Here is a 21,050-nt window from a genome sequence, read left to right on the forward strand (position 1 = left end):
CTAAGCTCTTAATTCTTTTTGATATGGTTCAAGAATCAATTTTAAACTTTCACGCGCACGAAATATTCTTGATTTAATTGTTCCGACCTCTGTTCCCATTTGATCTGCAATTTCTTTATAACTAAATCCATCAATATCTCTCATCACAAGAGGAGTTCTCAATTTTTCAGGAAGCTTTTCAATTGCTCTTCTTACCAGATTTGGAATATCAACATTTTCAGAAAATGGTCCGGTACCATATTCAGTATCAGAATCTTTTATAGGGACAAAAATGCTTCGCACTCTTTTTTTACGAAGATAATCTCTGCACTTGTTAACTGTTATTCTATATAACCATGTAGTAAATTTTGATTCAAACCGAAATTCTTTGAGCTTATGATAAACACTAATAAAAACATCCTGAGAAATATCATCCACAAATTCTGCATCGCCCAAAGTTAAAAAGATTAAATTTCTAACCTTATCTTTATGTTTGATGACTAGTGTTCGAAATGTTGTATCATTACCTTTAATGAAGGCTTTAATTAATATAAAGTCTTCATCTTTCTCATTCTTGCCTTCGCTAAAATCAAATGTCTCTTGGTCTTTTAATAAATCCATACTTTTAGACGATGATGGGGGTTTATTGTTCCTTTCAAACTAAGCATTTCTGAAATCATTTTTCAAAAGAAACAGAGATAAAATGACTTTCTTTTTACTCGAGTATTCAATAATTTACTTATGAATATAATTATTTGTGCATTATTATATCCAATCTGTAAATTTTTATTTTGATTTTCGTTGTAAAATATAAAATCGAGATATAACTTAAACTAATATTCAGGAGTAACTATGAAGGTTAAAACAATTGAGAAATATGGGGCTGTTGTAATTGAATTAAAAGGGAATGTTATGGGCGGTCCTGAAGCTCAGGAATTCAGCGATACCCTTCATAAACTTATTGATGACGATAAGAAAAATGTAATAGTTGATTTAGCTGAAACAAAATTCATGAACAGTTCCGGTCTCGGTATGTTAATAAGCGGTTACACAACTATGAAGAACGGCGGCGGTTCAATGAAACTTGCTAATGCTACAGAAAAGATCGAGAGTTTACTTGTAATTACAAAACTTATAACAGTTTTTGAACATTATACATCTGTTGAAGACGCTGTTAATAGTTATAAATAATCTTTGCAGAATTATTGTACTTTATAGCTCCGGTATAAAATGCCGGGGGTATTTTTTCCCTACCAAATTTTTTACCGAGGCATAGATGAGCGTTACTGTTATTGTAGGCAGTCAGTGGGGCGATGAAGGAAAAGGAAAAATAGTCGATATCCTAAGTGAGCGTTACGAAATTGTGGTGCGCTATCAAGGCGGGGCTAATGCCGGACATACAGTTCAGGTTGGAGATCAACAATTTATTCTACATCTTATTCCATCAGGAATATTGCGTGAAAACGTTTTATGTTTTATTGGTAACGGTGTAGTTATAGATCCCAAAGCTTTACTTGACGAAATAAAATTATTAGAAGGAATGGGAATTAGTATTGCTGGGAGACTCTTCATTAGTCAAAACGCTCACTTGATTATGCCTTATCATAAACTATTAGATTCGATTAATGAAAGCGGAAATTCTAAGATAGGAACTACCGGAAGAGGTATTGGACCGTGTTACATTGATAAATATGCACGAAAAGGAATTAGAATTGTTGATCTATTAGATCGCAAAGTTCTTGAAGAAAAAATTAGACTAAATATCGAAGAGAAAAATAATTTACTCAAGAAAGTGTACAATCAAGAAGTGCTTAATGTAGATGCAATCATTAAAGAATATATAGAATTTGATAAAGCTATTGACCCATATATAACTGACGTTCCAACTGTTTTGAACAATGCCATAGAAGAAGGCAAATCAATTCTTTTAGAAGGGGCGCAAGGTGCTTTGCTTGATGTTGATTTCGGCACCTATCCATTTGTCACTTCTTCAAATCCTACTTCAGGCGGTGCAAGTACAGGTTCCGGAATACCGCCGACAAAAATTTCTTCTGTAATGGGAATTGTAAAAGCATATACGACACGTGTTGGCTTAGGTCCTTTTCCAACTGAATTACTTGGTGAAGAAGGAGAAAGATTAAGAAAAATTGGCGCTGAATACGGAGCGACTACCGGAAGGCCTAGAAGATGCGGTTGGTTTGATGCATTTCTTTTGAGTTACTCTCGCATGATCAATGGAATCGAACGCGCAGCAATAACTAAACTTGATGTCTTAAGTAATTTTGATCAAATAAAAGTTTGTGTTGCTTATGAAATTCAAGGTAAGAAATTAAAATCTTTCCCAACAGATGTAAACAAACTTATGAATGTTACTCCGATTTATGAATCGCTTCCAGGATGGAAAACCGATTTAACCAACATTACTGATTATAACGAATTGCCCTCTGAAGCAAAAGATTATTTACAATTCATTTCACAAAAAAGCGGGTTTGAGATCAGCATTATCTCAGTAGGACCCAAACGAGATCAGACAATAGAATTATAGAATAATTTTTACCATATCTAAAATTTAATTAACAAAATCCGTTTTTGTAAATTCCATTTAGAATTATTTCTCTTAGGAGAGTAAAATGAAAATGACCGGCGGTCCCGCCTCAATGAATATTAAACTTGCACTAATTATTGTTGGTGCAACGATTGCGCTCGGAACACTTTATTACACTCAAAATCTAGTCGGCAGACTACAGCAACGAGAAAAAGATATTGTTCAGTTATATGCCAGTAGTCTTGAATACGGCGCAAGTACAGAAACGATAAATTCCGACTTTACATTTGTCTTTCAAAACATAATTAAAAGAATTGATTTCCCTCTTATTCTAACTGATCAAAATGACCAGGTAAATTCCACTGGAATTGTAAGCGGTTACAAAAATATTGGACACGATCCAAAACTATCCGATCAAAAATTAAAAATTTTTCTCCAGGAAAAAGTAACTGAGCTCTCTAAACAACACGCTCCCATTTTAGTTAAATCACCTGACGATAAAATTATTTCAAAGATTTTTTATGGTGATTCTGATATAATCCAGCGTCTTCGTTTTTACCCTTATCTGCAAATATTATTTGCTCTAGTTTTTCTGATCATCGCTTATACAAGTTTCAGTTACGTTAAAAAAAGTGAGCAAAGAAATATTTGGGTAGGAATGTCTAAAGAAACAGCTCATCAACTTGGTACACCTATTTCTAGTATTATGGGCTGGAATGAAATGTTGAAAATGAATTATTCTAATCATGATAAAGTACTGGATATTTCAGATGAGATTAGTAGCGATCTAACACGATTAAGTAAAATTACAAAACGATTTTCAAAAATCGGTTCAAAACCAGAATTAATAGATGAAAATCCTTATGAAATTATAGAAAATGTTATCAATTATTTTCAGCGACGTTTACCTCAGCTTGGCAAAAACGTTTTGATTTCTATTGAGGGCAATAGAGGACAAAAAGTAAAACTAAATCTTGAATTATTTGAATGGGTCATCGAAAATTTAATTAAGAATGCACTCGATGCAATTGAAAACAAAGAAGGGAAAATTACTTTTAAAGTGGAGCATAATCGCAACAAGATTGAAATTGAAGTTACCGATAACGGCAAAGGGATAGAACACAACAGAAGAAAAGATATTTTTCGGCCTGGTTATAGCACTAAAAGAAGGGGTTGGGGTTTGGGATTAAGTTTATCAAAAAGAATTATTGAAGATTATCACAATGGAAAAATTTTTGTAAAACAATCAATTATTAATGTCGGTACTACTTTTAAAATTATTTTGAATTCATCCGAAGAAATTACCTGAAATATTTTCCTATAAAGTACGCCCCTAGATATCCCGATTTATAATCTGATTAGTAATATATCGGGAAATTCGTTTCCAAATTTCAAGAAAACGCTTATTCTTATTCCCAAACTCAAGGATATGCACTTCTTGTATCAGAAGTAATACTAAAATTTTCTAAAAATTTAATTGGTATGTTCTTTGAGTAGATAATAGAGCTCCAATTATTGAATGTGTTAACCCTCCTATATTACAGATCAAACTGCTATGGTTCGCCCTCAACCATAGCAGTTTATTTCCCACGTTAATTCAAAACAATTGATTAATATCAAACCATAATATTTTGTAAATTTGCCCCTCAAATAATCTTAGCGGATTAATGAATAATTCTAATACCAAACGTCCTTCATGGGATGAATACTTTCTAAAAGTTGCAATGTTAGTTTCTGAACGTGCTACTTGTCCCAGAATGCATTGCGGCTGTGTACTTGTTAGAGATAGACAAATACTTTCAACTGGGTATAATGGTTCAATTCCTGGCGATGGACATTGTGAAGACGACGGATGTATAATAGTTGATAATCATTGTATTCGAACTATTCATGCGGAAATGAATGCAATACTTCAATGTTCATCTCACGGTATAAGTACGCAGGGATCGGCTGCATATATAACAAACATGCCTTGCACAAACTGTGCAAAAGCTCTAATTACCGCAGGTATAAAAGAAATAGTAATATTTTCTGATTACCACGATACATTGGCAGAAGAGTTTTTTAAGAAAGCAAACGTTAAAATTAAAAGACTATCAATCCCAAATAAAAATATTGAATATGATCTTGAACGTTTTAGCTCCGCAAAAAAATTCAAATAATAATTGATACCGATAAAGGAATAGAAATGAATTCAGAATACATTATTCTCATCACCCTTAATTGACCGGCAGAAAATGAAATTAAGTAAAGAATATCTTGAGAAATATTTAAGGCCGGAAAATTTCTTTAACAGAGATCTAAGCTGGCTTGAATTTAACCGCAGAGTCCTTGAAGAAGCCCTCAATCCCGAATTACCGTTATTAGACAAAATAAAATTTGTCTCTATCTTCTTTTCCAACCTTGATGAATTTTACATGATCCGCGTTGCCGGAATAAAAGAACAATTGCGCGCCAAAGTTATTGATACTTCCATTGATGGACTAACACCAATAGAACAGCTACGAAAAATAGAAAGTACAATTCAGCCAATGTTGAAACAACTGTCTGATTTTTGGCAGGAAGGAATAATTCCCAGGTTAAAAGAAAATAAAATTTATATTTATAATAATTTAGATGAGATTACCAAAGAAGAACGGGATGCACTCAATCAATATTTTCTCAAAGAAATTTATCCAGTTTTAACTCCTTTAGCATTCGATCCCGGCAGACCATTCCCCTATATCTCAAATTTAAGCTTAAGCTTTGCCATATTAATTAAAAAACCCTCGGGCGAAAAGCATTTTGCGCGTGTTAAAGTTCCGGGAATTATTCCAAGATTACTTCGTATTGACAACATTGTAAAATCTAGACCTAAAAATGGTTCTAACGGTACATACAAATACGTTTGGATAGGTGATCTTATCAAATCAAATTTAAGTTTACTTTTTCCGGGTCTTGAAATACTTGAAGCCTATCTGTTTAGAATTACACGGGATACCGATCTTGAAATTCAAGAAGATGAAGCAGACGATCTTCTGCAGATGATAGAAGAAAATATAAAGCAAAGAAAATTCGGTTCAGTTGTTCTGCTTGAGGTGGAAAGACAGATGCCGGAATATATGATTGATATATTAATTGAAAATCTAGAAATATCTCGCGATGATCTTCATGTAATTGATGGTAATCTCGGTTTAAGCGATGTCATTTTACTTTATGATTTACAACTTCCGCACTTGAAAGAGAAACCGTTTCATCCGGTTACTCCAATTATTTTCGAAGAAGAAGAAAATCTTTTTTCTCTCATTCGAAGAAAAGATATTATGTTGCATCATCCATACGATTCATTTAATCCTGTAATTGAATTTATTAAACTTGCTTCTAGAGATCCTGAAGTATTAGCAATAAAACAAACACTCTACAGAGTTGGACCAAACTCCCCTATTGTAAAATATTTAATAGAAGCTGCCGAACGTAAAAAACAAGTTGCTGTTTTAGTTGAACTTAAAGCACGTTTTGATGAAGAGAATAATATTTTTTGGGCGCGCGAGCTTGAAAAAGCCGGAGTGCATGTTGTTTATGGTTTATTAGGATTGAAGACTCATGCTAAAATGACCCTTGTTGTTAGAAAAGAAATTGATGGGGTTAAACGCTACGTTCATTTAAGTTCGGGTAATTATAATATTGATACAGCTAAAATTTATACTGATATTGGTTTGTTCACTGCTGACCAAGATATCTGTTCTGATGTCTCAGAAATATTTAACTATCTTACCGGTTACTCCGAGCAGAAAACATTTAGAAAATTATGGGTCGCACCGGTAAATAAACGACAAAAATTTCTTGATCTAATTGAAAGAGAAATTAAGAATGCAAAAACAAATGGCAAGGGACATTTAATTTTCAAACTAAATGCCATAGTGGATCCACTTTTAATTGCTGCTTTGTATGAAGCCTCAGCAAAAAATGTTAAGATTGATTTAATTGTTCGCGGTATTTGTTGTTTGATTCCGCAAGTACCCGGTCTAAGTGAAAACATTCGTGTTATTAGTATTGTAGGAAGATTTTTAGAGCACGCACGCGTCTATTATTTCTATAATAACGGAACAGAAGAAGTTTACTGCAGTAGTGCTGATCTGATGCAGAGAAATTTAGATAGAAGAATTGAAACAACTTTTCCTATTCTTGATGAAAAATTAAAGAAATATATCAAAGAAAAGATTTTAGAGACATCAATTGCGGATAATGAAAAAGCGAGAATATTGTTGCCGACCGGAAAATTTGTTTTCAATAGAAGGGTCTTAAACGAAGAGAAGGTCAATCATCAAGAATTTTTAATGAGTAGAAAAACAACAGTAAGCAAAAAAATACTTCAGCGAGAAGTTGTAGAATAAGACCTCAGTTACTAATTTTATTAAATTTGGAACTTAAACTTATTATCCTCTGTTATATATCTTAAATACTAAAACCTTTAAATTTTACTTTAATGATAAGAACATTTAAGAAAATATTCATTTCGCAATTTATTTTACTGTGGATATTAATCCCTACATTCTTTTTTGACAGCATTAATATACAAGACATCATTTTCCCTTCATATCAAGTTACTGATGAAATATCTAGTGGAATTACAGAGAATCAATCATTCTATAATATTAACCATTCACCTATCGAAAAAACTGTCAGTACAAATAAAACAGTTAACTCCATTCCAAGAACATTTTTCGATGAAGACAGCCCGTCTCTTCCGTTAGATAACATTACTGAAGAATTTACTGCAAACTTTCAACAACAAGATGAAAGTGTTTCATACAATTCTATTAATTATTCAGAAAATCTTTTCATAACAAATCATTCTCTTCTTATTTAAGCCGGTTTTTCTTTTCTAGAAATATTTCTTATTAAAACTAGCTTGACATTTCTTTTTCAGAAAGAAATGATCATTATTTCTTTAATTATCCTTTAAGACTATCATGAAAAAGTTAAAAACTATTTCAATTATAATATTCTTTATTTCAGTACTTACAAATGCCCAAACAGCAGTTGATACTGTTAAATTTAATCTCCCTCAAGCAGAGCAATTATTTCTAGAAAAAAATCTACAATTATTAGCTGCAAAATTTAACATCAAAGCCAGCAAAGCATTAGAAACACAGGTTTCTTTATGGAACAATCCGGTCTTTAGTGTAGAGCAGAATATTTATAATCAATACACACATAAATATTTCGATTTTACAAGTAGCGGAAATACTGATTATAGCATTGATCAGATTATCTCTTTAGCAGGCAAAAAAAACAAACAACTTAAACTTGCTAATGTAAATTCTAAAATATCGGAGAATTCTTTCCTTGATCTTATTAGAACGCTTAAGTATGAACTAAGAAAATTATTCTTTCAGCTTTACTATCAACAGAAGTCACTAAAATTTTATGAAGAAACAGTTCCGATTTTACAAAAGACTATTAGCATTGCTGAGAATGGTTATGAGAAAAAATTCGTCTTGCTTTCCGAAGTAATTCGCTTAAAAACGCTTTTACTTTCTCTACAAAACGATCAACTCAATTTGCAGAACAAAATTTCAGAAACCACAAATCAACTATCTCTGCTTTTGCATCTAGACTTAAAACAACAAAAATATTTTAGTCCAGAAGTTGAGTTAGATAAAATTGATAAAGAAACTATTGACAAATATCAGTTAGATGAAGTATTGAAGACAGCCCAAGAATGCAGACCGGATTACATAACCTCAAAATTAAATCAAGATTATGAGGAAGCAAACCTATCATTACAGAAAGCACTTGCTGTACCCGATGTAACACTCGGCGTTAGATATTCTCGTGCCGGTAGTTATATACCAGATTACTTTGCGTTAGCTCTTCAGGTTGAATTACCATTTTTCAACCGAAATCAAGGAAACATTGAAGCATCGGAATTAAATTTGCAGGCTAATATTTTAACCAGCCAACATTCTCTTCTCTCAATTACTAATGATGTTAAAACAGCTTTCGATAAAGCAAGTTCTCTTGATCATTTTTATAGAAGTATTGATAAAAAATTTACTGCTGAATATAAAAGTCTATTAGAAGCAACTACTAACAACTATCAAAAAAGAAATCTTGGAATAATTGAATTTACAGACTTTATAGAATCTTATCGTAACAGTATGGTGCAGATTAACCAACTGCAAGTAGATAGATTAACTGCATTCGAAGATCTTAACTACGCAGCAGGAAAAACTTTACTTAACAATTGAACATGAAACATTAAAATGAGAAACTAAAATTATGAGAACAGTAAAAAATAAAATACGCACAATGTTTCTATTCTCTTTTTGTGCTTTATTCTTAGCGGGATGTAGTAACTCCAAAGACGACGACATAAATAATCTCAAGAAACAAAAAGTAATAGTAACCGATAACGGCCGAACAATAATTTTCAGCCAAGGTAATCCGGGGTTAAATCAAATAAAAACTACAACAGTTCAAAAAGGAACCGCCTTACACTCGGTTAGAATACCTGCCCGCGTTGTTGCATCTATTACACAGTCACTTTCCGGTTTAGAAAAAGTGATACTATTTGATTCCCCGGAAACGAATTCCCTTTACAGTTCTTATAGACAAAGTAAAGCCAACTTTGAAAGATCAACACGTAATTATTCACGAGTCAAAGATATGTATGAAAATCAGATGGCAACAGCAAAAGATTTGAATGACGCTGATAACGAGATAATAAACAATAGAACATTGATGCTTGAAATGGAAGCCAGATTTCGTTCGCTTGGTTTTAATCCGGTTGATTTGGAAAATTCACATCCAAATACTTTATGGCTGATTGCAGATGTTCCCGAATCTCAGCTCAAAGAAGTTCAGAAAGGTGAAAGTGTTGATATTTATTTTTCTTCGTTACCTCAAAAAAAGTTAGAAGGAAGAGCCGAGGCAATAGGTGATGTAGTTGACCTCGTGACTCGTTCCGTAAAAGTCAGAATTTCTATGTCGAATTATGAAAAATTTTTGCCGGGTATGTATGCAATTGTTGATTTCGGCGACCCAATATATTCAGTAGTTACTTTACCAAATTCATCTATCATTACTGTTGAAGGAAAAGATTATGCTTTTGTTGAAAACTCGGCGGGTGTTTTTACAAGAAGAGAAGTTTTCATCGGACAATTAGATTCTTCAGAGATTATAATTCTCAAAGGAATTGAAAACGGTGAGAAGGTTGTAACCGATGGAGCTATTCTTTTGAAAGGTCTCAGTTTTGGTTATTAAAATAATTCATTCATAAAAAATAAATTTTTGAAAAATATATGATACGTAAACTATTAAGCTTTGCACTTAACGAACGATTAGGAACAATTGCATTAGTAATATTTGTGATAGCAGTCGGAATATGGTCTTGGAGTCAATTGAAGAAAGAAGCATATCCGGATGTTGGCGACACACAAGTAACAATAATAACACAGTATCCCGGCAGAGCTGCTGAAGAAGTTGAACAACAAATTACTCAGCCGCTTGAACGTGCATTGAATGCAGTACCTCATGTAATTAATAGAAGATCAAAAACAATTTTTGGGTTGTCTGTAGTTCAGCTTACGTTTGATGATGCCTCTGACGATTATTTCGCTCGTCAAAGAGTAATGGAAAAATTGCAAGATGCGGTTTTACCTGACGGAGTACAACCATCATTAGGCCCTCTTACGGGACCGGTGGGCGAAATTTTACGCTACGTGATTGAAGCTCCTGAAACTTATACACCAATGCAATTACGAACACTTCAAGATTGGGTTATCGTCCCGAGGCTTCTTCAAGTAAATGGTGTTGCTGATGTTGTTAACTTTGGCGGTCTGGTTAAACAGTTTCATGTCATCACATCTCCGGAAAAACTTTTTCGATATAATCTTTCAATTCAAAATGTGATTGATGCTGTTACTTCGAACAACATTAATACCGGTGGAAATATAATTCACAGAGGTGGTCAGGGTTTTATTGTACGAGAAATCGGTTCTATTAAAACTATCCAGGATATTGAAAATATTGTCATCACAACTCAAAATGGAGTTCCAATATTTATTAAAAATATCGGAACTGTTGAAGAATCGCCGTTACCTCCATCAGGAATACTTGGCGCTACAATTCAAAAATTTAAAGAGCCAAGCCGAGATATAAATTCAGGCGTACAAGGACTAGTGGCAATGCGCCGCGGTGAAAATCCTACCGAGGTTGTTAATGCAGTTAAAGAAAAAATAAAAGATATTAATGAAAATGCTCTTCCTGCAGAAGTTCATCTTACTATTATTTATGATAGAGGCGATTTAGTTGATTATACATTGGATACTGTTACGCATACTCTTTTCATGGGGATTTCAATTGTAATTATAGTATTAATATTTTTTATGGGAAGTGTGCGTTCTGCACTTGTTGTAGTTACAACAATTCCTATTTCACTTCTATTTGCATTTATGATGATGAAGCTAACCGGAATTCCGGCAAATCTTCTTTCGCTTGGCGCAATAGATTTTGGAATCATTGTTGATGGTGCCGTGGTAATGGTTGAAAACATTATGCGTCGCTATAGAGATGCAACGCCTGAACAAAAAGGACAAGGTATAATCCGCTTCACACTTTCTTCAGCACAAGAAGTTGGGCAAGAAATTTTCTTCTCAATCACAATAATAATTTTAGCCTACCTGCCTATTTTTACTTTTCAAAGAGTAGAAGGAAAACTTTTTTCTCCAATGGCTTACACGCTGGCTTATGCAATCACCGGTTCGATGATTCTAGCACTTACACTTATTCCAATTCTTATGTCTTTCCTTTACAAAAAATATTTTACTTCTCAGAACCCGGAAAAACTGGAATGGCATAATCCAATATATAGTTGGATAGAAAAAAAATACCGTTATGTTATTGAATACCTAACCAGCTTTCCAAAAACTACAGCATTAACAGCTTTAGGTGTTTCTATTTTTTTAATTTTATTCTTAGGTAGATTTATTGGAACAGAATTTTTACCGGAACTTGATGAAGGTGCAATGAACATCCGTTGTTTCTTTCCGGTTGGAATTTCAATTGATGAAGCAAAAAAATATACTCCATTAATTCGGGAAATAATTACTCAACACAAACAAGTTAATGTCGTTGTCACACAATTAGGAAGAAATGATGACGGTACTGATCCTTACGGTCCAAATAGATTAGAAGTTCTCGTCGGATTAAAAGATTATTCAACATGGACAAAAGATACAACGAAAGAAGAATTACTTTCAAAAGTAAAAGTTGAACTTGAAAAAAATTTACCGGGTTGTTTGTTTTCTTTTTCTCAACCCATTTTAGATAACGTAACCGAAGCAGTAACCGGCAGCGTTGCTGATCTTGCAATATTTGTAAATGGTAATGACCTCAATTTCATTAGAGCTAAAGCTGATTCAATACTGCAAATAATCAAAACGATTCCAGGCGCAACAGATTATGGAATTGAACAGGAAGGAAATCAAGCGCAGCTAAAAATTGAAATTGACAGAAATTCAGTTGCACGTTTTGGAATTAATGTAAGTGATATTCAAAAAATGATTGAGGCCGCAATCGGCGGTAAAACAATAAGTAAACTTTATGATGGTTTAGGAAGATTTGATATTGTCGTTCGTTATTCGCCGGAATACAGATCATCAATCGAAGCAATACAAAGTATGCAGGTGATTTCACCAACCGGCGGAAGAATTCCAATATCGCAATTAGCTTCCGTGAAATTAGTTGATGGTCCAACAATAATTCAAAGAGAAGATGGTATTCGTCAAGTTTCCGTTCGTACAAATATCAAAGGAAGAGATCAAGGAGGTTTTGTATCAGAAGCTCAAGCAAGAATAAATAAATCAATTAATCTTCCGAAAGGATATTCAATTTCTTGGGGAGGACAATTTGAAAATCTTGAGCGTGCTGGTAAACGGCTGGCTGTCGTAATTCCAATTACAATTTTATTGATTTTTTTATTGTTGTTTGCTTTTTATAAAAACTTCCGTCAAGTAGCCGTTGCAATGTCATGTATTCCATTCGGAATTGTTGGCGGTATTTCTGCTCTTTTAATTAGAGGTTATCATTTTAATGTTTCTGCCGGCGTTGGATTTATTTCACTTTTCGGCATATCAATTTTATCAGGTGTTCTTTTTGTATCACGTACTAATCGTTTAATACAAGATTCAGGCTTAGATATACACACAGCAGTTAAAGAAGCGGCTGCAATTCAATTGCGACCGAGCTTAATGACAATGCTGCTTGCACTTTTCGGTTTGATTCCTGCTGCTCTTGCTTCGGGAATTGGATCAGATGTTCAGCGGCCGTTGGCAACTGTAATTGTAGGAGGTCTGTTTACTGCTTTGATATTAATTTTGTTGGCGCTTCCGTCAATGTATTTAGTTCTAACTCATAAAAAAGAAAAACAAATCATAAACAAAAAAAGAAAACGAGGTTTACTATGGTGGAAATAAATATTTTTTTAGATGAAGACGATAGATTTAATGATATTCCACTGTACGAGTATATTCTTCAATATCTTCTTCATCATAAAATAAATGGCGCAACTATATTTACCGCTATGGGCGGATATGGAACGAAACATCATCTTCACTTTCCCAGAAAATTCGGCGGGTCAGATGAGGGTCCCCTAATGATCATGTTCATAGATAATGAAGAAAAAGTAAAAAATATATTGCCGCATCTTAAAGAGATTATAAAAGAAGGATTAATAATCAAAAAAAATGTGGAAGTAATTTAATGAGGTAACCGGATTGAAATACCTAAGCTGCCAAAATAATCAGTATCATCACTAAACACAGATGTACCAATTGAAAAATCAACTTGTATGTTTTTCTTCATTAGATATTCGCAGCCAACATCAACATTATGATTGGGTGATAAATTAGAAATATATGATGAGAATACTTCTGCAAAGACACTAAATTCATAATTAAACCCATATTCTAGTGAAGCTGAAAGATCGTAAATATTTTTTCCTAGAGTGGAATTATTATAAATTCCGGCATTCACGGAAAAAAATATTTCATCTGAAAAATCATGTTCTAACGCTAACGTAATTCCGGGTTCAATATTATTTGGTCTAAGTTTTTCATTTCCAAATGGTAAACCAAAAATAAATATAAATCCCGCGTTTGAAAGAATTTCCTGATCTTTTCTAAACTGATATTTTGCACCAAAAAAAATATTTTGCATACCTTGAGTTAACAACTCATTACTACTGATAAATGATCTGGTGATAATATATTCCCCTCCAAATCTAAATTCCCAATTCGTACTAACACCACAACGTAAAAGAGTAGATCCAAGAATAAGATTGTTTTTTTCTATAGTAAGACCGGATTCTAAAAATTTTTGTTTTTCAAATAAAAATCCTGTCTCTATTTGAAAATAATCAATAGGCAAAACTATTGGTGAATCTGTATTATCCGGGCGATCAGTTACTAACTCGGGAATTTCTGATTGAGCAATAATTCCATAAGAGAATAAAACAATTGTTAGAAAGGTTATTAAAAGAAATTTCTTCTTCATAATACCACATTACTATTTACTTAATTCTTTGCGGTCGCTCACGATTATCACGGCTCGTTCTTACAACCATGATTGGAATTTTTATTGAATGTCGCACACTTTCAACAGTTTGTCCAAAAAATAGATCTCCAAAAGTCTGATGTCCGTGAGAACCTAACACAAGAAAATCATAACCTTCTTCTTCAACTGATTTAACAATTTCTTCAGATGGATTTCCATAACGGATCGTTGTTTCAACCGGCAACCCATGTCCTTCGATCTCTCTTGCAAGCTCTTCAATATAGGCGTGATCTTCCCTGCTATGAAGACTTTCTTCTTCCGAACCGTGTATCATAGCTCCGGCTGTATCCACGATATGAATGAGACTTAATTTCGCATTGTGAAGTTTAGCTAATGTTAGCGCTTCAGAAATTACAACAGCATCACCATCACCATGTTCGATTGCTACACCAATGTTTTTATATTTTTTTGTTTGGATACGTGAAGCTATATCTTTACTGCTTGTTGTAACACCCAATTCCCACGGTGCACTGGTTTTAATAAATGGAGCGAAAATTATATAAATCAACACTCCTAAAATAATTAACAATACAGGCACAAGAATAATCAACCACCATAGACCACCGCCAATCCATTCGGAAAATGCATCAAAGATCAATTTGAAATTCAACACTATAATGATAACAGCAACTAACCAAGCCAGAAGTTTTACCCACAGCGGATTTGAAAAATTCCCCATTTTATTTTTATCGGAAGTAAAATGTATAAGTGGAACAATTGCAAACGGTAATTGCAAACTAAGAATGACTTGAGAAAATATTAACAACTTAAAAGTGCCTTGATTACCTGATAGCGCAATTATAATAACAGCTGGTGCAAGTGCTAATCCGCGAGTCATTATTCGTCTTAACCAAGGACTAATTTTAAGATTCAGAAAACCTTCCATTACTATCTGTCCGGAAATTGTTCCGGTAAGTGTTGAACTCTGCCCCGCAGCAATGAGTGCTATGCCAAAAACAATTGGTGCTATATGAGTTCCTAGAATTGGTTGAAGCAAATGATGTGCTTGCTGAATTTCAGTAACAACAATGCCCCGACTATAAAAAACTGCGGCAGCCATTATCAAGATTGCAGCGTTAACAAAAAAAGCTCCGTTTAATGCAATTGCAGAATCAATCAAATTGAATTTACAAGCTTCCGCTTTTCCGGTGTGAGTGTTTGAAATTGCACGAGTTTGGACTAAAGATGAGTGCAAATACAAATTGTGAGGCATTACCGTAGCGCCAATAATTCCTATTGCAATAAATAATGCGCCGGCATCAAGATGAGGAATAAATCCCGAAACTATTCCTCCCCAATTTGGCTGAGCAAAAAATATTTCAATAATGAAACTGATTCCTATTGTAGAAATCAACATAACAATAAACGCTTCCATCTTCCGAACACCAAGCCGTTGAATTGCTAAAAGTAAAAATGTATCGAATGCCGTAACCAAACATCCCCACATAAGTGGTAATCCAAAAAGTAAATTCAATCCAATTATTGTTCCAAGCACTTCGGCAAGATCGCATGCGGCAATTGCTATCTCTGCAAGTATCCACAGAAAGAAGCTCAATCTTTTCGAATATTCTTTTCTGCATCCTTGGGCAAGATCATAACCGGTAACAATTCCTAAACGTGCAGATAAAGTTTGGAGTAAAATTGCCATCAAGTTAGACATTAACAAAACCCAAATCAGCGTATATCCAAACCGTGCGCCTCCTTCTAAATCTGTTGCCCAGTTGCCCGGGTCCATATATCCAATACTTACTAAATATGCTGGACCGGCAAATGCAAAGAGCCGCCGGAACCATCCGCGTTTTTTTACTGATACGGAATTTTCGAGTTGATCTAAATTATTTTCTTTTGAAGTGTTCTTTATTTGATTCATTATCCATCTAAATAGTTTGAGAACAAACAATCTGTTAGCAATTTACTTGAACAATATTTCTATATCAAGAAAGGAATTTTCTATTTGAGTATTTTAAGTTTATCAATCGGTTTTCAATTTTAATGATTTTGGATTATGAACCTCTTAAAAATAAATTTTGTTTACAAAGATGTGTAACATAAAAAATTGCTATTTTTGAAACCAAATTTTGGAGTTATAATGTTAACTAAAGAATCAATCTTGAATACATTGAGAAAAGTAAACGATCCGGATTTGCATAAAGATATTGTTACTCTTGGAATGGTAAAAGAAATAAATATAATTGGAGATAACGTTTCTGTAACTGTTGAATTAACAACTCCCGCATGCCCGCTTAAAGAAAAAATAGAACAAGATTGTGTTAATGCAATCAAAAAAGAAAACCCTTCGGTAGGAAAAATCTCAATCACAATGAATGCAAAAGTCCAACATAGCACGAACCAAAGAATGAGTGAGATTTTACCCGGAGTAAAAAATACAATTGCTGTTGCAAGCGGAAAAGGTGGTGTTGGAAAAAGTACAGTTGCTGTAAATCTTGCCGTAGCTCTTGCACTGGAAGGCGCTAAAGTCGGATTGATTGATGCAGATATTTATGGGCCAAGCGTTCCAATGATGCTGGGAATAAATGGTAAACCAAAAATTTTTCAAGATACTGCTACTGCAAAAATGGTTCCTCTTGAAAATTATGGTGTAAAAGTAATGTCTATTGGATTCTTAATTGATGATGATGCACCGGTAATTTGGCGGGGGCCAATGGCAAGCGGAGCTATAAAACAATTTATGAGTGATGTACATTGGGATGAACTCGACTACTTGATTTTTGATTTACCTCCGGGAACTGGTGATATTCAACTTACACTTGTGCAAACAATTCCCCTATCTGGTGCTGTTGTTGTTACTACTCCGCAAGATGTTTCTATTATTGATGTAAAAAAAGCTTTAAAAATGTTTCAACGTGTTAATGTTCCTATACTTGGCATTGTAGAAAATATGAGTTATTTTATTGCACCCGATACAGGCAAACGATATGATATTTTTGGAACCGGCGGCGGGAAAAAACTTGCTGAAGAATTATCTATTCCGTTACTTGGTTCAATCCCGATCAATCAAGAAACTCGTGAGGGTGGCGATAAAGGTAAACCGGTTGTTTTTGATAAACCGAATTCTGAACAATCTAAAAAGTTTTTAGAGATCAGCAGAAACATGGCGGCTGAAATTAGTAAAAATAATTACTCATCCACTTCACCAAAAATTGAAATATCTTTGAATGATGAAAATTAAAAGGAGTAAATGATGAACGAAGTTCTTCACGAGAAAGTTGAAAAAGCTTTGCAGACAATTAGACCTTATCTTAAAGCTGATGGCGGTGATGTGGTGCTTGTACAAGTAACCAATGAAGGTATTGTGGAAGTTAGACTTACCGGAGCTTGCAGCGATTGTCCTATGTCTCAGATGACATTACGTGCCGGTGTTGAACGCGCACTTATAAGAGAAGTTCCGGGAATAAGAAGAGTTGAAGCTGTCAATTGACAGCTTTTTTTTCGTAATAAATTAAGGATCAGCCATGCGTAAAAAAGTAATTGCCGGAAATTGGAAAATGAATAATGATCTTCATGGAACTGTGAGTCTTATCTCAGATCTCAAAAAAGAATTGAATGGAAAGAATGTTGAAGCCGAAGTAATTATATGTCCACCATTCACAAGTTTGGAAACTGCATCTACATTATTAAAAGATTCTACTATCAAACTTGGTGCGCAGAATATGAGTTTCGAAGAAAGCGGTGCTTTCACAGGCGAGGTATCTGTTTCAATGCTAAAAAGTGTCGGTTGCGAATATGTAATTCTTGGTCATTCGGAAAGACGAATAATCTTTGGTGAAGGCGATCAAGTCATTAACAAAAAAATCAAAACAGCAATTAAGTTTGGACTAAAACCAATTTTTTGTATCGGCGAAACTTTAGAAGAGAGAGAAAAAGGAATTATATTTAAAGTTGTTGAGACTCAGGTTCAAAATGGATTAAAAGATTTAAGTGAAAGTGATTTATCGAACCTAATTATAGCTTATGAACCTGTATGGGCAATCGGCACCGGAAGAAATGCTACCCCTCAGCAAGCACAAGAAGTTCATCAATTTATCCGTGGATTAATTTCCAAATTGTACTCTGCAAATTTTGCCCGTCAATTAGTCATTCAATACGGCGGAAGTGTAAAAGCGGATAATGCTAAAGAACTACTTTCTCAACTCGATATTGACGGCGCTCTGGTTGGAGGAGCCTGCTTAAAAGCAGATTCATTTATTAAAATCATTAATGCCGCTTAGGCAATTTTGAATGCTTTGATTTTATTTCAAAATAAGCTCAATTAGAACCTATATTTTTAGGATTTTTATTGATACCCCCCCCCTCGATTTTGTATATTTGTATGATTCTTTCGATAAATTATTGGTATTATGACAAAAGTTCTTATTCGTCTCTTCATTCTTATAATTTTACTTCAAAACCTACTTTTAGCTCAGATTAAAGTAACATCTCTTCCTCAAAATCAACGAGGTATTTTTGATCCAATTTTCTTTGACAAGAATGATTACCGCAATGTGGAATTGATGAATACTGATTGGAAAGTATATTATGAGAGTGACTCCGAGAAAAAAGTCTCTGTTTCAATACCGGCAATTTTTGAAGGTGAAGAATCACTAATATTTGAAAAACAAATCTCTTTATCTCAAACTCAAATTCAAAGTTCGCAACTCGTTTTGGGATTTCTTGGGATAAATTACTCAGCAGAAATCTCAATCAACGGTTACAATATTTATAAACATTCCGGCGGTTCATATCCTTTTGAACTTATTCTTCCAAAAGATATCTTAAAAGAAAATTCAGTTATAACTATAAAAATCAGTAACAAACTTGATTCGGAATATTCAATTCCATCAACTCAAAGATTTTTATTTTCAAGTCTAAGCGGTGGAATTATTAGGGATGTCTATCTTAAAACCGTCTCAACAATTCATATTACTAATAATTCTTTTTCTTATTCGTTTGATCTGAATCTATCAAAAGCAGTTATAAATTTTAATATTGGAATTGCAAACTCAGATTTCAAAACGAATTCTCTTTCCAGCGATGTAATTATCAGAATAAATTTATTTTCGCCTGGTTCTTCATCCCCACAAGCTAAAGGAGATTTTGTTCAAAAAATTTCTCAAGAAGAAAACGAAGTCACGTGCAGATTAGAAATTAGTAATCCGCAATTATGGTCGCCTCAAACACCGATCAATTATTTATGTGATGTAAGTTTAATGCGTAATGGCCAGACAATAGATAAATCCATTCAACAGATTGCATTCTATCAATTAAAAAAAGATGAAAGTGCTTTAACATTAAACGGGAGTCCATTTTCACTTCAAGGTACTACATATTTATTCGATGAAACCTCGCTTCGCAAAATGAATGCTTACGATAAAATAAAAGATGATCTTACTTTGATTAAGAATACCGGTTTCAATGCAGTTCGTTTTTCAAAACAATTTCCTAACCCTTATGCCGTTAAACTTTGTCAGGAACTCGGAATGTTTGCGATGATCGAACTTCCAATAAATTCTGTTCCTGAAGGAATTATATCTCATAATGATTTTCAATTAAGAGCAGCACGACTTACTAAAAATTTTCTTTCTAGTTACAGCGAGTATTCTAATACTATTATAGTTGGAGTTGGAAGCTCTTTCATTCCTAATTCTGAGATAAGCAGCAATTTTATTTCGAGTCAAGCTAGTACAATAAAAGGAAAGGGATTTTTGTCTTATGCATCTTTTGTTGGAACTCAGACTACGCAAATTAAGGATTTAGATTTTTATGGAATTGAATTGTACTCATCGCCAATTGATGAAACAAAAGATCAATTACAAAAATCAATTGATGCATTAGGTAAGAATTCAATTTTCATTAGTGAAGTATCATATCCTAATTATAAGGGGAATATGAGCGGATATTTAACAAAATATTCCTCTGATGCCCAAGCAAAATATTTGGGTGATATGATAGATTTATCGAGCCAATTAAAATTATCCGGAATTATTATTAACAGTTTATTTGAATATAAAGGCGAGTATGCATCGCTGTACGGTGGTTATTCAGAAAATTACATTTACAAATTTGGATTGCTGGATAAATCCCGTAATCTAAATAGTATTGGTTACAAAGTTCTCGCTGCTAAACTAAGCGGCAATAGTAAAGTTACAATTCCAATTGGGACTCGTAAAGATGATAACCCAATAATATTTATAATTCTTGCACTTTTGATTTCTATAATTATGGCGGTACTGATTAACACCAAGAAGAAATTTCGTGAAGATTGTACTCGTGCATTGTTACGCCCGTACAATTTTTTTGCCGATGTGCGCGATCACAGAATTATTTCCGGTGTTCATACTGCAATATTAATGTTAATACAGGCCGGTTCAGTTTCTCTTTTGATGACTATATTATTATACTTTTATAAATCAAATATTTTATTAGAAAAAATTGTCTTATCATTTGGTCATCATAGTTTATTAAAATTTATCTCCTACCTTTCATGGAATCCACAAGTTTGTTTCGCTGTACTATTTGTTTTAATCATAATAAAGTTTGCTTTGATTTCATCAGTAATAAAATTTGCTTCGCTTTTTATAAAGACAAAAGTAGAATTTACCAGCATATTTTATACGGTTGTTTGGACTTTTTTACCATTTACAGTTCTGCTACCGGTTGAGTTAATTCTATTTAAGATTTTAGTAAACGGAAATTTTAGTGTTATCGTAATTATCTTTTTAATTCTATTCATGTTATGGATACTTCAAAGAATACTTAAAGGCATTTACGTAATTTTTGATGTTCGTCCAATGAAGGTTTATATCTATAGTTTTCTCACTATCATTATTGTCGTCGGGGTGATTCTGCTAAAGTATCAACTTTCCAGTTCCACACTCTATTACATTAATAACACATTTAAACAATACAACTCAATGATTTTCTAGAGGCA

The 21,050-nt window shown here is 33.6% G+C and carries 17 protein-coding genes; 14 read left to right on the forward strand and 3 right to left on the reverse strand.

What is annotated here, in order from left to right; all coding sequences use genetic code 11:
• The gene (locus tag NTZ27_06855) at nucleotides 1-600 is read right to left on the reverse strand and encodes a sigma-70 family RNA polymerase sigma factor (protein ID MCX6174448.1); all 600 of its coding nucleotides are present in this window, start codon (nucleotides 598-600) and stop codon (nucleotides 1-3) included.
• A gap of 231 nt (nucleotides 601-831) precedes the next feature.
• Between NTZ27_06855 and NTZ27_06860 the strand changes: the two genes are divergently transcribed.
• From NTZ27_06860 to NTZ27_06905, 10 genes are all read left to right on the forward strand, one after another.
• Entirely contained in the window at nucleotides 832-1,170 is a 339-nt protein-coding gene (locus tag NTZ27_06860; protein ID MCX6174449.1) for an STAS domain-containing protein, read from the forward strand.
• An 85-nt stretch (nucleotides 1,171-1,255) separates the two neighbouring features.
• A complete protein-coding gene (locus tag NTZ27_06865; protein MCX6174450.1) occupies nucleotides 1,256-2,524 on the forward strand; it encodes an adenylosuccinate synthase in 1,269 nt (422 codons plus the stop codon).
• A gap of 85 nt (nucleotides 2,525-2,609) precedes the next feature.
• Entirely contained in the window at nucleotides 2,610-3,833 is a 1,224-nt protein-coding gene (locus NTZ27_06870) for a HAMP domain-containing sensor histidine kinase (GenBank protein MCX6174451.1), read from the forward strand.
• A gap of 358 nt (nucleotides 3,834-4,191) precedes the next feature.
• A complete protein-coding gene (locus NTZ27_06875) occupies nucleotides 4,192-4,686 on the forward strand; it encodes a deaminase (protein MCX6174452.1) in 495 nt (164 codons plus the stop codon).
• A 75-nt stretch (nucleotides 4,687-4,761) separates the two neighbouring features.
• The gene (gene ppk1, locus NTZ27_06880; GenBank protein ID MCX6174453.1) at nucleotides 4,762-6,897 is read left to right on the forward strand and encodes a polyphosphate kinase 1; all 2,136 of its coding nucleotides are present in this window, start codon (nucleotides 4,762-4,764) and stop codon (nucleotides 6,895-6,897) included.
• Nucleotides 6,898-6,989: 92 nt separating this feature from the next.
• A complete protein-coding gene (locus tag NTZ27_06885; protein MCX6174454.1) occupies nucleotides 6,990-7,373 on the forward strand; it encodes a hypothetical protein in 384 nt (127 codons plus the stop codon).
• 103 nt (nucleotides 7,374-7,476) lie between these two features.
• A complete protein-coding gene (locus tag NTZ27_06890) occupies nucleotides 7,477-8,757 on the forward strand; it encodes a TolC family protein (GenBank protein ID MCX6174455.1) in 1,281 nt (426 codons plus the stop codon).
• 31 nt (nucleotides 8,758-8,788) lie between these two features.
• Nucleotides 8,789-9,772 carry an efflux RND transporter periplasmic adaptor subunit gene (locus NTZ27_06895; protein MCX6174456.1) on the forward strand — a complete coding sequence of 328 codons (984 nt, stop codon included), beginning with the start codon at nucleotides 8,789-8,791 and terminating at the stop codon, nucleotides 9,770-9,772.
• Nucleotides 9,773-9,810: 38 nt separating this feature from the next.
• Entirely contained in the window at nucleotides 9,811-12,984 is a 3,174-nt protein-coding gene (locus NTZ27_06900) for a CusA/CzcA family heavy metal efflux RND transporter (GenBank protein MCX6174457.1), read from the forward strand.
• On the forward strand, nucleotides 12,972-13,271 hold the full coding sequence (locus NTZ27_06905; protein ID MCX6174458.1) for a DUF190 domain-containing protein: 300 nt from the start codon (nucleotides 12,972-12,974) through the stop codon (nucleotides 13,269-13,271). The genes NTZ27_06900 and NTZ27_06905 overlap by 13 nt, the downstream gene beginning before the upstream one ends.
• Here NTZ27_06905 and NTZ27_06910 read toward each other — a convergent pair.
• Nucleotides 13,268-14,062 carry a transporter gene (locus NTZ27_06910; protein ID MCX6174459.1) on the reverse strand — a complete coding sequence of 265 codons (795 nt, stop codon included), beginning with the start codon at nucleotides 14,060-14,062 and terminating at the stop codon, nucleotides 13,268-13,270. The genes NTZ27_06905 and NTZ27_06910 overlap by 4 nt on opposite strands.
• Before the next feature lie 16 nt (nucleotides 14,063-14,078).
• Nucleotides 14,079-15,992, reverse strand: coding sequence for an Nramp family divalent metal transporter (locus tag NTZ27_06915; protein ID MCX6174460.1), 1,914 nt, complete (start codon nucleotides 15,990-15,992; stop codon nucleotides 14,079-14,081).
• Nucleotides 15,993-16,211: 219 nt separating this feature from the next.
• Here NTZ27_06915 and apbC point away from each other — a divergent pair, with 219 nt between their 5' ends.
• The 4 genes from apbC (at nucleotide 16,212) to NTZ27_06935 (ending at nucleotide 21,045) form a co-directional block, all read left to right on the forward strand.
• Entirely contained in the window at nucleotides 16,212-17,312 is a 1,101-nt protein-coding gene (gene apbC, locus NTZ27_06920; GenBank protein ID MCX6174461.1) for an iron-sulfur cluster carrier protein ApbC, read from the forward strand.
• 12 nt (nucleotides 17,313-17,324) lie between these two features.
• Nucleotides 17,325-17,561, forward strand: coding sequence for a NifU family protein (locus NTZ27_06925; GenBank protein ID MCX6174462.1), 237 nt, complete (start codon nucleotides 17,325-17,327; stop codon nucleotides 17,559-17,561).
• A gap of 34 nt (nucleotides 17,562-17,595) precedes the next feature.
• Complete coding sequence (tpiA, locus tag NTZ27_06930; GenBank protein ID MCX6174463.1) at nucleotides 17,596-18,351, forward strand: triose-phosphate isomerase; 756 nt, start codon at nucleotides 17,596-17,598, stop codon at nucleotides 18,349-18,351.
• Nucleotides 18,352-18,480: 129 nt separating this feature from the next.
• The gene (locus NTZ27_06935; protein ID MCX6174464.1) at nucleotides 18,481-21,045 is read left to right on the forward strand and encodes a hypothetical protein; all 2,565 of its coding nucleotides are present in this window, start codon (nucleotides 18,481-18,483) and stop codon (nucleotides 21,043-21,045) included.
• The last annotated feature ends 5 nt before the right edge of the window (nucleotides 21,046-21,050 follow it).

The sequence above is a fragment of the Ignavibacteriales bacterium genome (assembly GCA_026390775.1).
Taxonomy (GTDB): Bacteria; Bacteroidota; Ignavibacteria; order Ignavibacteriales; family Melioribacteraceae; genus Fen-1258.